This window comes from Spirosoma koreense (assembly GCF_054777875.1).
This window is the reverse complement of sequence record NZ_BAAHAC010000029.1, coordinates 771,876-785,610: the sequence shown is the minus strand read 5'-3', so window position 1 is coordinate 785,610 and position 13,735 is coordinate 771,876. Positions and strand designations below refer to the sequence as shown.

The window sequence follows — 13,735 nt, the reverse complement described above, 5'->3', positions numbered from 1 at the left end:
TTTCACAAAAGCACGTCAACTGACGGCGGGTTCCAGTAGGCGGATCGTACCGGCGGTGGCGTCGATTTCGGTGTCGATACCCAGCGGAACCGTAAATTTATCGCGGATGTGCCCAATCATCGCACCCGAATAGGCCGGTTTCTGCAGCGGAATAACGTGTTCCGTTAAAATGTCTTCAAACGTGAGCGAACCGTATCCACCGCCTTTCGGCTCGCAGTCAGTGCATTTGCCGAACACAAACCCCGCTACCTGGTCCAGAATACCCGCCAGTTTCAGGTGGGTCAGCATCCGGTCCAGGCGGTAAATTTCTTCGTGCGTGTCTTCCACAAACAGAATGGTATTTTTCCAGTCGGGCAGATACGCCGATCCGATCAGATGGCTCAGCACGGTCAGGTTGCCGCCGACCAGCCGCCCACGAGCCAGACCCGGTTTGAGGGTAGTGATTCGATCCTGAACCTGCGTCAGGTTATCGCCTTTATCGGTGGGATTGCGCATGATTACGGTTTCTCCTTCCACCAACACCCGCTTGAACCAGTCGACTGTATACGCATTAAAGGTAGCCGATCCGACCGGGCCATGCACGGTCATCAGACCGGTTTTGGTATAGATACCCAGCAGCAGGGCGGTAATGTCGCTGTAGCCGATCAGGATTTTCGGGTTCCGCTGGATAAGGTCGTAGTCCAGCAGCGGCAGCAGCCGGGCGCATCCCCAACCGCCATGGATGGCCATAATGGCCTTTACGCTCCGGTCGTTGAAAAAAGCGTGCAGGTCCGATGCACGATCGGCGTCACGCCCGGCCAGGTAACCGTAGCGGTCGTATACGTGTGGACCGACTTTGGTCTGAAAACCAAGTGCCTGAAGCGATTCCTGCGCGATCTTCACGGTTTCCTGGCTGTAGGCCGGTGCTGCCGGACAAAACAGCCCGATCGTATCGCCTGGTCGCAGGCGGGCAGGCTTAATGAGCGGAGTAGGTGGCCGACGATCAGCCAGTGAAAGAAAGGGAGCCAGGCTGGTAGACCGAAGGAACGAACGGCGAGAAAACATCCGGAAAAGAAAGGTTTATCTGTGCAGAAAGATAACCGAAAACCACCTATCGATCAAGCCCTGATCTGGGGTTGTCGGATCCGTCGGCCGGATCTTTTTGGGCATACGGAGCCTGTTGCGCCGATTCAGTAGCTTCTGCTCAGGATTCTCTTTAAGTAAAGAGCCTGATAGCCAACCACGGAGTCCGGCGATCGTTAACCATCCAACCCATACTAGTATGATTGCTAAATTACCTGTTCGCTTTGCTTTCGCTGTGTTGAGCGTACTCTGGACGTTTGCCGCGAGTTGGGCCGCTGCGCCATCGACTACCATCACGCAATTGACCGCAGACTGGCAGCGGGCCAAAGAATACACGAAAGAATACCTGGACGTCATGACCGAGGATGGCGTGAACTACAAACCAACGCCGGAAATCCGGAGTTTTGCCGAACAGATGCTGCATCTGGCTGCGGCCAATTACAATTTTGGGGCGCTGGCCGGCGGGAAACCTAATCCATTTCAGGGGAAGAAGCTGGAGGAGATGAGCGAGCTGAAAACCAAAGCGACTCTGACTAAAGCCGTGATGGACAGCTACGATTTCATGATCGACGCCGTAAAAGGGATGACCGATGCGCAACTGGCCGAGTCTGTGAAAATGGGACAGCGCGAAATGACCCGCGAAGTCGTTCTGGCGAAAGCCTTTGAGCACCAGACACACCACCGAGGCCAGTGCACCATCTACATTCGTATGAAAGGCATCAAGCCCCCGAACGAAAAGTTGTTTTAGGCCATTTTGTCGGATGCCTGGTACGGCCCCACCGGGGTAGTACCGAAGTTTCCATTAAGCGAGATTATCAAAAAGGTCAATGGCTCGTTTATGACGACCGTTGGCCTTTTATTTTACCCGCCTGATTAGGCGTTGAACCGAAGAATTGATGGCATCGCTGATTGCGTTCTGTCACAAGAATTTTGTCGTCGGAAACATACCTGACGGTCATCAGTTAATAGGCATACGAATACGGTTACTATAGACCGCCCCACCAGGCACTTTTTGTTCATGAAACCCATGCATACCAGCCCCTGGCTCGTTGGTCTGGCTACGCTTCTGTTATTGGTTCGGTGCCAGTCGAAAGAGCCGCAGGCACCCAAAGCGGAAGGGTTCGATCCGCCTATTCCTCCAACCATTTCGTACCTGGCCGGTCCGGTTACGTTCGAGTTGGCCGAGCTGCAGCAGAAAATCAACCAGGAACTTGACCCGGTGCTCATCGGGAAAGAGAAAGATGGAAAAACCAGTGGGATTATTTCCTTTCGGGTGAAGCGGCTGGGCGATGTACAGGTTCAGTACGCCGACAACCAGATCAAGCTGTCGGCACCGCTTCAACTATGGCTGACCAAGCCTTTTAGTCACGATACGACGCCCCCCAAGAAGCCCTTTTGCGTACTGCATGTCGATTTCAAAAGCCCGATCAGCGTAACCTCCAACTGGCGACTGGCGAGTCATACTACCTTCGCGGATTACCAGTGGATCGTAAAACCCGAGCTTCGGTTGCTGGGCAAAGAGTTCTCTCTGACGAAGCTGGCTCAGAATATTCTGGACAAGCATAAAACAGATATCGAACAGGCCATCGACTCGGCCGTTCATAAAGATCTCCGACTCGATCAGATGGTAAGCCCCATCTGGCGGGATATGCAGAAACCGTTGCAGATCGATAAGGAATTTGGTCTCTGGCTGGTGCCCAAACCCATAAGCGTAGCGGCTGGCCCTGTAACGGGTAACGCACATCAGCTAACGACTCATCTGCGTATTGCGGTTGAGACGCAGACCGAATTAAAACCCGAGTCGCCGGTGCATCCAAAGACCCCATTGCCCCTGTTGCAGAAGCGCGATTCGGTATCGCAGACGTCAGATCTGCACCTGATGAGTTTTATTCCGTACGACGACATCAACCGGATGCTGGCTCGCAATATGGGTAAAGAACCTAAAAAAATGGCGTTGGGCGCGGTTACCGTAAAAGGCGTATCGGTGTACGGCGGTCAGCGCGCCCTGATCATCAAAGCCGATCTGAGCGGCCTCATCGACGGACCGGTCTATCTGCGTGGTCGTCCGGCTTTCGACACGCTGAACAACACCCTGATCGTTCAGAATATTGATTTCGATACCAGCAGCGAAAGCCTATTGTCGAAAGGCACCCATTCGTTAGGAAAGAGCGGTTTACAAAAACTACTGGAGGGCCTTTTCACTATCCATCTGGGCGACGAGATCGCCAGTTTGCCGCATATCATCGACAAGGCGTTCGAGAAAGCAGATGTCGGCAAAAAAACAGATCTGGGTATTCAGTCGTTTCGGTTTGTCCCCCAAAAGATCGCGATCCGGCCCGACGGTATCCAGGCGCTGATTAAGGTCGAATCGAAGGTCGGTATAAAAGTGAATAAATTATGATGCTACTGATTGGTGTTATTGTGGCTGTAATGGGCTGGCTGGTCTGGCGATATTGGCAGGGGAAAAAGCAGGACGCTGCGCCGTTGCCGGTCAGTTATCCAGCCCTGCTGTCGGAACACGTTGCCTATTACCGGTCGCTGAGCGACGAGAAAAAGAAGCGCTTCGAAGAGCGGGTCCGGCACTTTCTGAACAATACTCGCATTGAGGGCGTGGGAACAACGGTCGACGATCTGGACAAAGTACTGGTAGCGAGCAGCGCCATTATTCCCATTTTTGGCTTCGACGACTGGTACTACCCGCTCACCGACGTGCTGCTGTACGAAGATCGGTTCAATGCCGATTATCAAACCACCGGCGACGACCGGAACATCCTGGGCATGGTAGGCGAGGGGGGCGCTTTGCAAAGCACGATGGTTCTGTCGAAACCGGCTCTGCACGAAGGGTTTGCCAACGAAACGAGCAAAGGCAACACTGGTATCCATGAATTTGTGCACCTGCTCGATAAGGTCGATGGCGCTACCGATGGGTTGCCGGAACTGCTGCTGGCAAAAGACCACATCAGGCCGTGGCTCCAGCTGATTCACAAAAGCATTGGGGAAATAAAAACCAATCATTCCGACATCAACCCGTACGGCATGACCAACGAAGCCGAATTTTTCGCAGTCGTCTCCGAATATTTTTTCAAACGTCCGGATCTGCTGCACGAAAAACATCCGGAACTGTTTGCCCGGCTGGAAGAAATCTTCCGGCAGAACCCCCTGACCGAATCGGTTTAGGTACGCTGTTTTCGGATCGCTTCCATCAGCCCCTGCATGTAGCCGACGGCGTGCAAACTGCCTAACAGGCTGTAGCCCTGGTGGTCGTTGCTGTCGCCCGCCATCGTAGGCACGTGGTCGGGCCTTATAGGTCCCCGGTAGCCAATGTCGTAGTAGGTCTTCATGGCTTTGTACATATCGGTCTGGCCATCGTCGCCGAAAGTTTCTTCAAAAGTCAGCCGGTTGCCCCGAATGTCGCGGAAGTGAACGAAGAAGATTTTGTTACGCTCCCCAAAATACCTGATCACCGTCGGGATGTCTTCGCCCATCGTGGCAAACGTACCCTGACACATGGTAATGCCGTTGTTGGGACTTGGGTAGAGCGCCAGCATCCGTTTGAAAGCGTCGGCGGAGGTCATGATGCGGGCAATGCCCCGGAGCTTATCGACCGGTGGGTCGTCGGGATGCAGCGCGAGTTTGATCCCGGCTTTCTCCGCTTCTGGAACCACCGCTTTCAGGAAGTAGTCGAGGTTTTTCCACATTGTATTGGCGGAAAACTCACCAAAGGGGGTTAGCGGCTGGTTCTTCGCATCTTCGTAATTGAACGAACTCACCAGTGCACCACCGCGCGACGGTTTGGCCATGTTCGTCCGCGACCAGTTGATGACGGGCATCCAGTTGTAACAAACCGTGTCGACCCCCACCTTCGCCAGGTTTTTCATGAACGTAATGAAGTGGTCGATCTCTTCATCTTTGCCGTCGAGCCCCAGTTTGACCTTGTCCAACGGCGTCGGACTCTCGATGACCTGAAGCGTCAGCCCCTCACGCGCAAACCCGTCCCTGATCGCTTTCAGGACGTCGTAGTCCCACGCGTTGGCAGCTTTCATCCCGACCATGCCGGGGCTAGCGGGAGCAATGGCCCCCAGCGCACCCATTTGCACGGAGAGCTTCATTTTTTGCGGTTCGAATCCCCAGAAATAAGCCAGTCCCAACTGCAGGTTAGCATCTTTCGCCATGCTGACCGTTTGTGGCGAAAGCGGGTGAGCCGAAAGTGTAGTCAGGGTTGCCACGGAAGCACCCTGTTTGAGAAAAGTCCGGCGGGAATTGTTCATGCGGAGATGGAATTCGGGTCTTTCGCGGTAAGCCGTGCTACGATTCTAAACCGTGGCACGGCTTACCGTGAATGACTCGGCTTTAAGTCTGCTTCTTAAACACACACATCAGGTCGATTTACTGACGTGTATTTAGCGATCGCTGGGTTGAAACACAGCTAAAGCCTACTTTTCCAGATCGCCATCCTATCGCTTAAGGGTAAGTTTGCGTCAGACGGGTAGATGCGCTCCCCAGCCTTCTTACTACCTCAGTCATCGGCTCGCTCCAAACAATCCTAATTTGTTCGCTATGAAACGGTTCTCTTCTGTTTATCCGGCCCTTTTTTTCGTGACAGCTTACCTCACTGCCAGTATAGCCGTTCATGCTCAGCTGGGCGTCGGGGCAAAACCGCCCAAAGGTGCCGAAATGCTGTTCGACGGGTCGCGCAAAATACTCGACGAGAAATGGACGTACTGGCAGGGCCCCCGCTTAGCCGCTTCGCTGCCCATCAAGTGGACGGTGGAAAAAGACCCCGCCGGACCAGGCATGGTAATGAACAGCAACGACCCATCGGCTGCGGGCGGCAAATACGGAGCTGCCGACATTGTAACGAACGAGGTTTTCCGGGATTTTCGGTTGCACGTGGAGTTTTACGTCAGCAAATCGGGCGGCAACAGTGGTGTTTACCTGCAAAACCGTTACGAAATTCAGATCTTCGACGGCGATACGACCACGCACGGCCTGGGGGCGGTGATCAACGAATCGCCGTCGCCGTATAAACTCTACTCGGGTATTGGCAAATGGAATGCGTACGACATCGAGTTTCGGGCAGCCCGGTTCAAGGATGGCAAACGAACCGAACCCGCGCTGGTAACGCTATACCTGAACGGTAAAAAAGCCCATACGAACCAATCGATCATGCAGGTGTGGGGTGGGCCTAACTCCGGCATCGATGGGGGTAACGACGGTGGCAAAGGCGTTACCGATACACCCGGTGGTCTGAAACTCCAGGCCGAAGGGCACGACGTGCTTTACCGCAACATCTGGATCAAACCGCTGGAACTGAAGGAGCCGAATACGGATTTTTGATTGTAAATTCTGGTGCCTTAAATTTGTTCACTATAAGTAAACTTGCTTGGCTTGATAGATGTTCAACATAATAGCACGCCGTACATTGCTTGATTACTGTAAACTATATCCGCAGGCAGCTAATGCTTTAAGGCAATGGTATGCTGAATTACAGGAAAAGGAATTTACAAACTTCAACGAACTAAAAGCGGTCTATGGTAACGCCAGTCTTATTGCCGATGATCGAGTGGTTTTTAATATTATGGGTAACAAATTTCGTTTAGTCGTACGTGTAGTATTCAGCTATAAGACCATACAGATCAAGTGGTTCGGTACTCATGCGGAGTATGATAAGATAGACGTAGCCACAGTACAATACCAGAATTTATGAAATTAAAGCCAATAAAAACGGAACAGGAATACGACGAGATGATGACGTGGATCGACGCACAGTTTGATTTGAAAATTGAGCCGGATACGCCGGAAGGGGAGGTAGTCCAAGTCGCCTTATTGCTGATAAAAGCTTACGAAGACGAACATTATAACATACCAGCACCTGATCCAATCGAAGCTATTCGGCTTAAGATGGAAGAGAGAAAAGTTAGAAACAAAGATTTGGTTGGTAAATTAGGTAGTAAAAGCTATGTCTCAGCAGTGCTGAACCGCCGTAAACCAATGACACTGGACATGGCCAAATTCTTTCACAAAGAGTTTGGTATCCCGGCTAGTGTGTTGTTGGCATAGCTTAAGCAACATTAGCATCACCGCAAATCCCGGTTGATTTCGCTCAGCAGATACCCTTTGGGGTCACTGAAGTACTCCCAGAACATCACGCCCGCCAGGCCTTTTTTCTGCACGTACCGGCATTTTTCTTTCACCGACTGCTCATCGTCGTAGGAAACAAACCGCTTCAGACTGGAATTGTATAGAAAAGGGGCTTTGGCGCGCCGGTCCCAGTAGCGCTTGTAGGCTGGGTCGGTTAGTAGGCTATCTTTGATGAAGCTGTAGCCACCGCCCCGCTCTACTTTCACGATTGACCGCGGCTTTGCCTTCGGGTCGTCGGTTTGCAACTGCCACGCCCGGCCATAGAATGCAATGCCTAACACGAGTTTATCGGCTGGTACGCCCGCTTTTTCGTACAGTTTCACGGCCCGGTCGCCCGATTGTTCCTTATCGGTATCGCCCGTTGCGTACAGGTTCGTGTGGTGCCCGGCCAGTGGCCCGCCTGTAAAATGGTCGTACGACATGACGTTGACGTAGTCCAGGTACTGCTGCGCCTGCGCCATGTCGGTATGCGTAAAAATCTCGTCGAAACCAGGCAGGGCCGTCGTTACGAAATACTTTTTACCGGTTTGTTGCTGGAGTCCGTTCAACTGTTCGCGCAGCGCTTTGAACATCAGCGTGAAATTCTCCCGGTCTTCGGGCCGGAATACGTTGTCTTCGCCTTTCATACCGGGATACTCCCAGTCGATGTCGATACCATCCAGCTGGTATTCCCGGACAATATCGACCGCCGAAGCTGCAAAGGCCACGCGGGCGGTATCGCTCAGAACGGCGTCGGAAAAATTTTCGCTCCAGGCCCATCCACCGATCGAAATCAGAATTTTTAGCTCTGGGTTGCGGATTTTGAGATCGTTTAGCTTCCGGAAGTTGGTGGAATCCGTAGACAGATTATGCAGCCAGGCCCGGTTATTTTTAATGTCGACAAAAGCGTAGTTGATGTGCGTCAGCTTCTCGGCGGCAATAAGGTCGGTGTTGACCAGCCCACGGAACCCACCCACGTACGCCAGCACAATCGGTTGGGATTTTGGGTCCGGTTTGAAGCCGAAAGAGAGCAGCGCCAGGATAGTCAACGCGTAAAAAACAGAAAGAGGTCGGTACATAGGGTTTGGTCGATCGGTTGTCAGTACTAACCGCAGCGTAGGGGCAAAAGTTACCGGAAAGCGCTGCCTACTACTGAAACCAGTCCACACGATCCATTTATTATTATCGACAGTTCGATCCGCATTTTTCGCAGCTGGGCCGCCACGGCTTTTCCGGCAGGTCTTCACTGGTTTGGTTTGCGTGAATTTCTCTCACCAAGTCGATCGAGACCATGATCCGTACACCTAAAACACGGTACACAGTACTGGCGCTGGCCTTGTTGGTTGCTGGCTCTTTTTCCTGCAAACCGACGCCCGATGCGCCACAACCCGCCCCGCCTGCCAAAACGGTTCGTATTAGCGGAAAAGACTACCCGATTCAAACCATTGGCAACCAGATCTGGACGACCGCTAACTACGACGGTCCCGGCGGCATACCTTATGGTACAGGTGCTGAAAAGCCCGAGTACGGACGCTATTATACTCTGGACGAAGCCAAAGACATTCCCGTGCCAGCAGGCTGGCGACTACCTACCCGGCAGGATTATACGGCGCTGGCCGAAACCCAGGGGGTTGTCTTTACGGGCCTTCGGGCCATGGGACAGGAGGCTATTAAAAAATTAACGTCCAGCGCCAACTGGCGAACCATTCCAGGTACGAATGCGTCGGGTTTCAACGCGCTTCCGGCGGGTTACAGCTACCAGAATAGTGCGCCTGTGGACGGCGACATTGCTGAGTTCTGGACTTCAGAAGGCACAACGATCAGTATTCAGGAAGGGGCTACTGGTAAGGCACATAACATTGTCTTTTACGTGAGCGACAGCGCCGGTTACCGCTTCAATGTCCGGTTTGTCAGGAATTTGTAGAGCTTAGGTATCAGGGCCGGGCTGGCGTACGAGTTTTAATCCGTTTTTTGTCAAAGACGGGTTAAACTCGTGTTACAAAAGCTCGCATTTACCCCCTCCTTTTGCCGCATTCACACAGTCTCGTTGCCGACTATCGAGCGTATTTTTGTCAGGTAAACATCAAAACGCAAATACGCATGGCAACCAAAATTTTTGTAAACCTGCCCGTTAAAAACCTGAACAAATCGGTTGAATTTTTTACCAGACTCGGCTACACCTTCAACCCGCAGTTTACCGACGAAAACGCAACCTGCATGATCATCAGCGAGGATATTTACGCCATGCTGCTGGTCGAGAAGTTCTTCCAGACGTTCACCAAAAAAGCCATTGCCGACGCGACAAAAACCACCGAAGTGCTGATCTGCCTATCCGCTGAAAACCGGGAAGCCGTCGACGACCTGATTCGTAAAGCGGTAGCCGCCGGTGGTACGACCTACAGTGAGCCCCAGGATCAGGGCTTCATGTACAGCCACGGCTATCAGGATCTGGACGGGCACATCTGGGAGATCATGTGGATGGACCCCGCTGCCGTTGAGCCGCAGCCCGCGGCTGAGCTTATTTCTTAACAAAAAAAGGTCAGTTTCTGAACTATTACCGTGCTTACACAGAATCGCCGTGGTAACAAAGCTGTTGCCACGGCGACATACTTTACTAGTAGATAAGTCAGTTATTATTTTCTAAAAGGAAGGTTAAATTTGAGGATAATATCTTTAGAATGACAACGACAGGAAAACTTACAAATCTGCAACAGGAATTGCTGAAATTGTATGCTCAGGAAGTAAGTGAAACAGACTTACAGAATATTCGTGGCCTTATTGGCCAGTACTTCGCTAATAGAATTACAGGTATGGCAGACAATGCCTGGGAGCGGCAGGGATGGTCAGATCAAACAATGCATGACTGGCTTAACGATGAAAATCAGTAAGTGGTGATGAATATTGTTCTGGATACGAATGTACTACTCGTTTCATTACCGAGTCATTCCCCTTTTCATCGAATCTATCAGTCTATTATCCAGGGAAAATTCTTGTTGTTTGTCACAAATGAAACCTTGACTGAGTATGGAGAACAGATCAGTGTGCGTTTTGGTATTGAACGCACAGCTATTCAACTTCGCGAATTACTTAACCTATCCAACGTTATTCTAATTGATGTCTATTTTAACTGGAATGCAATCGAGGCCGATCCGGACGATAATAAGTTCGTTGATTGCGCTGTAGCCTGTGGAGCCGACTATCTGGTTACGAATGACCGGCATTTTAATGTATTGAATGACCTCGACTTTCCTAAAGTGAAAATTATAAAGGCGGAAGAATTTTTAACTGTCTTGTAAATCATGTATAAGACCTTCTGATTAAATCCGCCGTCACACGTATGGGCTGTTGACTGCCTGACGCAGAAACTGGTCTTGAAATCAGCCTTCATGAAAACATTCTACGCTGTGCTGGCCAATTCGCTGGCGGCTTTCCTGACCAATAACTTCGTCTGGTTTGCGGTAACGTTCTGGGTGTATCTGGAAACTAAATCCGTCGTAGCGACATCGGTAATGGCCGGGGTGTATTCGGGGACGGTGGCGCTTACCGGCTTTTTTCTGGGCTCGCTGGTCGATCGGTATAAAAAGAAAACCGCCATGATCGTGTCGAGTGTAGGTTCGCTGGTCCTCTACGCCGTTTCGTTTCTCATTTATATCCTTACGCCGTCGAAAATCTTTTCCGATCCATCGAGTCCAGTTCTCTGGGTATTCATTGTGCTGTCGCTGATCGGGGCTATCATCGGCAACATCCGCTCTATTGCGCTATCGACGCTCGTAACGGTGCTGATCCCGGAAGAAGAGCGCGACAAAGCCAACGGGATGGTCGGCACAATTAACGGCGTGGGGTTTCTGGTTGCGTCGATTTTCAGTGGGCTGATCATTGGGTTTCTGGGCATGTTCTGGATGCTGGTGTCGGCCATCGCTTTGACCGGACTGACGCTGCTGCATGTCTGGTTTCTGGATATCCCGGAAAAAGGAATTGCACACGGAGACGAAGAAACCAGGCGAATCGATATTCGGGGTACCATTCGCGTGCTGAACCAAATGCCGGGGCTGTTTCCGCTCATTTTTTTCAACACCTTCAACAACTTCCTGGGCGGGGTCTTCATGTCGCTGATGGATGCGTATGGCCTGTCGCTCGTATCGGTTCAGGCCTGGGGAACGCTGTGGGGAGTGCTGAGCCTGGGGTTTATCATCGGTGGGCTGGTCGTTTCGAGGAAAGGGCTTGGCAAACAGCCGCTCCGAACCCTGTTCATCGCTAACATCGCAATGTGGATTGTCTGCGTTTTCTTTACCATTCAGGCGTCGATCCTGCTGCTGACGATTGGGATGTTTATTTATCTGTGCCTGATTCCGGTGGTAGAAGCGGCCGAACAAACCATCATGCAAAAGCTGATTCCACCCGAGCGACAGGGGCGGGTGTTTGGTTTTGCCCAGAGCGTTGAAGAAGCTGCTTCGCCCCTGACCGCGTTTATGATCGGCCCTATTGCACAGTATATTTTCATTCCGTTTATGACCACCGGGGCGGGTGTCGGGTGGATCGGTGGATGGTTCGGAACCGGCAAAGACCGGGGCCTTGCGCTGTTGTTCACCGTGACGGGTCTTATTGGTCTGATTGTCACCCTGCTAGCCATGCGTTCCAACGCCTATAAAACCCTGTCGGAGAACTACCGGAAAGAAGCAGAGGTGCAGCCCGTCAGCGACTAGATCGAATCGATCACAAACCCAGCGTTGGTTATAGAGTTTGGGTTCCGTGCTTTGGTAGAGTAGTTAACTACCTAACTCTTGATCCGGAGCCTCTTTGGGCCCGACCTTTTCGATGGACCGAAGAACCTTTGTTCGCACCGGAGCCGTTTCGCTCTGTCTGTTGCCTGCATTCTATCCAACGGCTTTTGCCCAACCGGCTAAACCGATTGACAAACCTCACTGGCTGCTTGAGCTAATAAAGATTAACGATGGTCAACTCGCCACGCTGGCAACGGGTCAGGTTACCGAATCGGGGCTGTCTCAGGGCGCCCTAAAAGATTGGGACGATATCCCTAACCCTCAGTCAACAACTGATTTTGTCCGGCGCTCGGCCTGCGCGATCTCCTGCCCCGAATCGTCGTTTTACCGGTCCCAAGCACTGCTTCAACAAATACATGCCGCGCTCGGCTATCTGCTGAAAGCGCAACACGCCGATGGCACACTCGACCTGCCCGCTACGAATTTCCACTCGACGCCCGACACCGGCTTTATCGTCAAACGGCTTGTACCCGCTTATACCTTGCTGGAACGCTCGCATACACCCGGTCAGGAAGCCGTACTGCATACATTCAAAACCTTTCTCCTAAAAGCGGGCGAAGCGCTGGTGGTAGGTGGAATCCATACGCCGAACCACCGCTGGGTGATTTCGGCCGCCCTGACCCGACTGAACGAACGCTGGCCCAACCCGCGCTACGTGAACCGCATCGAGCAGTGGCTGGGCGAACACATCGACATGGACAGCGATGGGCAATACAACGAGCGCAGCACCCTGATTTATTCACCCCTGACCAACCGCCTGCTGATTACCATAGCCCGGGGCCTGAACAAACCCGCCCTACTGGAATACGTGCGTCGCAATCTGGCCATGACGACTTATTACGTGCACCCGAACGGTGAGGTCGTAACGGAAGCCTCCGGCCGACAGGACAAAGCGCTGGTGGGAACGCTGGAAAGTTATTATTTCCCCTATCGCTACCTGGCTCTGCGCGATAACGACGGCGAGATGGCTGCGATGTGTCGGCTGATTGAAAAAACGGCCCTGGCGAAGGTGACCTACCAGCTGGATTACCTGCTCGAAGACCCTGCCCTGTGGAAAGACCTACCCGCCAGTAAACCGCTGCCCACGAGTTACGTGAAAACATACCCGCATTCGGGATTGGTTCGGATTCGGCGCGGAAACTGGGATAGTACCCTGCTGCAGGCGAATCCTGTCTGGCTTACGTTCCACAAAGGTGAATCCATTTTGCAGGGTATGCGGGTTGCCAGTTCGTTCTTTGGAAAAGGACAGTTTCAAACCGAAAAGATCGAACAACAGGGCAACCAGTGGGTGTTAACCCAGTCACTGGACGGGCCGTATTACCAACCTTACCCGCGCGATAGCATCCCGGCCGATGGCGACTGGGAGAAGATGCCGCGGACCAACCGGGCGCAAAGCGAAGTTCAGAAGCTCCAAACGAAAATAACGATCGCCGAAACGACCAACGGCATGCAGGCGCAGATTCAGATCAGCGGGACGGACGTCGTACCCGTGGCGCTGGAGCTTATTTTTCGGCCGGGCGGTACGCTGGCTGGCGTCACCAAACACCCTACCCGACCGAATGCGTACATGCTGGCTAATTCTGGCTCGTACACGGTTGGAAACGACACGCTTACGTTCGGGCCGGGGCGCGTCGAACACAAAAATGTTCAGTTGCGGGGATCATTGCCGGCCATGGATGCGCCCAGCGTTTATATCACGGGCTTCACGCCTTTTGAGCATACAATCCGGCTTTCTTAGACATGTTTGAAAACGCGCTATCCAGGCTTTCACA

The 13,735-nt window shown here is 52.4% G+C and carries 15 protein-coding genes; 12 read left to right on the top strand and 3 right to left on the bottom strand.

What is annotated here, in order from left to right; all coding sequences use genetic code 11:
• Window positions 1–15: 15 nt before the first annotated feature.
• On the bottom strand, window positions 16–1,044 hold the full coding sequence (locus ACYVC2_RS31155; RefSeq protein WP_461109405.1) for a S66 peptidase family protein: 1,029 nt from the start codon (window positions 1,042–1,044) through the stop codon (window positions 16–18).
• Window positions 1,045–1,261: 217 nt separating this feature from the next.
• Between ACYVC2_RS31155 and ACYVC2_RS31150 the strand changes: the two genes are divergently transcribed.
• The 3 genes from ACYVC2_RS31150 (at window position 1,262) to ACYVC2_RS31140 (ending at window position 4,239) form a co-directional block, all read left to right on the top strand.
• A complete protein-coding gene (locus ACYVC2_RS31150) occupies window positions 1,262–1,810 on the top strand; it encodes a DinB family protein (protein ID WP_461109403.1) in 549 nt (182 codons plus the stop codon).
• A gap of 270 nt (window positions 1,811–2,080) precedes the next feature.
• Entirely contained in the window at window positions 2,081–3,463 is a 1,383-nt protein-coding gene (locus ACYVC2_RS31145; protein WP_461109401.1) for a DUF4403 family protein, read from the top strand.
• Window positions 3,460–4,239 (top strand): M90 family metallopeptidase, encoded by a 780-nt coding sequence (locus tag ACYVC2_RS31140; RefSeq protein ID WP_461109399.1) that lies wholly within the window; start codon window positions 3,460–3,462, stop codon window positions 4,237–4,239. The genes ACYVC2_RS31145 and ACYVC2_RS31140 overlap by 4 nt, the downstream gene beginning before the upstream one ends.
• On the opposite strand, the gene ACYVC2_RS31135 is transcribed toward ACYVC2_RS31140, so the two are convergent.
• Window positions 4,236–5,330, bottom strand: a complete 1,095-nt coding sequence (locus ACYVC2_RS31135) for a mannonate dehydratase (RefSeq protein WP_461109397.1) — start codon at window positions 5,328–5,330, stop codon at window positions 4,236–4,238. The two genes, ACYVC2_RS31140 and ACYVC2_RS31135, sit on opposite strands and share 4 nt — an antisense overlap.
• Before the next feature lie 289 nt (window positions 5,331–5,619).
• Between ACYVC2_RS31135 and ACYVC2_RS31130 the strand changes: the two genes are divergently transcribed.
• Genes ACYVC2_RS31130 through ACYVC2_RS31120 form a run of 3 tightly spaced genes read left to right on the top strand, consistent with a single transcriptional unit; the run spans window position 5,620 to window position 7,122 of the window.
• Window positions 5,620–6,399 carry a 3-keto-disaccharide hydrolase gene (locus ACYVC2_RS31130; RefSeq protein ID WP_461109395.1) on the top strand — a complete coding sequence of 260 codons (780 nt, stop codon included), beginning with the start codon at window positions 5,620–5,622 and terminating at the stop codon, window positions 6,397–6,399.
• 58 nt (window positions 6,400–6,457) lie between these two features.
• Window positions 6,458–6,769: a type II toxin-antitoxin system HigB family toxin gene (locus ACYVC2_RS31125; RefSeq protein WP_461109393.1), complete on the top strand. Its 312-nt coding sequence runs from the start codon at window positions 6,458–6,460 to the stop codon at window positions 6,767–6,769.
• Window positions 6,766–7,122 (top strand): helix-turn-helix domain-containing protein, encoded by a 357-nt coding sequence (locus ACYVC2_RS31120; RefSeq protein ID WP_461109391.1) that lies wholly within the window; start codon window positions 6,766–6,768, stop codon window positions 7,120–7,122. Before ACYVC2_RS31125 ends, ACYVC2_RS31120 begins: the two co-directional genes overlap by 4 nt.
• A gap of 17 nt (window positions 7,123–7,139) precedes the next feature.
• Here the strand turns inward: ACYVC2_RS31120 and ACYVC2_RS31115 are convergent, their stop codons facing one another.
• Window positions 7,140–8,261 (bottom strand): glycoside hydrolase family 18 protein, encoded by a 1,122-nt coding sequence (locus tag ACYVC2_RS31115; RefSeq protein ID WP_461109389.1) that lies wholly within the window; start codon window positions 8,259–8,261, stop codon window positions 7,140–7,142.
• A gap of 212 nt (window positions 8,262–8,473) precedes the next feature.
• On the opposite strand from ACYVC2_RS31115, the gene ACYVC2_RS31110 reads away from it, so the two are divergent.
• The 6 genes from ACYVC2_RS31110 to ACYVC2_RS31085 all read left to right on the top strand — a co-directional run bounded on the left by ACYVC2_RS31110 (window position 8,474) and on the right by ACYVC2_RS31085 (window position 13,701).
• On the top strand, window positions 8,474–9,106 hold the full coding sequence (locus ACYVC2_RS31110) for an FISUMP domain-containing protein (RefSeq protein WP_461109387.1): 633 nt from the start codon (window positions 8,474–8,476) through the stop codon (window positions 9,104–9,106).
• Window positions 9,107–9,282: 176 nt separating this feature from the next.
• A complete protein-coding gene (locus ACYVC2_RS31105; RefSeq protein WP_461109385.1) occupies window positions 9,283–9,711 on the top strand; it encodes a VOC family protein in 429 nt (142 codons plus the stop codon).
• Window positions 9,712–9,860: 149 nt separating this feature from the next.
• On the top strand, window positions 9,861–10,070 hold the full coding sequence (locus ACYVC2_RS31100) for a hypothetical protein (RefSeq protein WP_461109383.1): 210 nt from the start codon (window positions 9,861–9,863) through the stop codon (window positions 10,068–10,070).
• A 6-nt stretch (window positions 10,071–10,076) separates the two neighbouring features.
• Window positions 10,077–10,478, top strand: coding sequence for a putative toxin-antitoxin system toxin component, PIN family (locus ACYVC2_RS31095; protein WP_461109381.1), 402 nt, complete (start codon window positions 10,077–10,079; stop codon window positions 10,476–10,478).
• Window positions 10,479–10,568: 90 nt separating this feature from the next.
• Window positions 10,569–11,885 carry an MFS transporter gene (locus ACYVC2_RS31090; RefSeq protein ID WP_461109379.1) on the top strand — a complete coding sequence of 439 codons (1,317 nt, stop codon included), beginning with the start codon at window positions 10,569–10,571 and terminating at the stop codon, window positions 11,883–11,885.
• A 112-nt stretch (window positions 11,886–11,997) separates the two neighbouring features.
• Window positions 11,998–13,701 carry a hypothetical protein gene (locus ACYVC2_RS31085; protein WP_461109377.1) on the top strand — a complete coding sequence of 568 codons (1,704 nt, stop codon included), beginning with the start codon at window positions 11,998–12,000 and terminating at the stop codon, window positions 13,699–13,701.
• Window positions 13,702–13,735 lie beyond the last annotated feature (34 nt).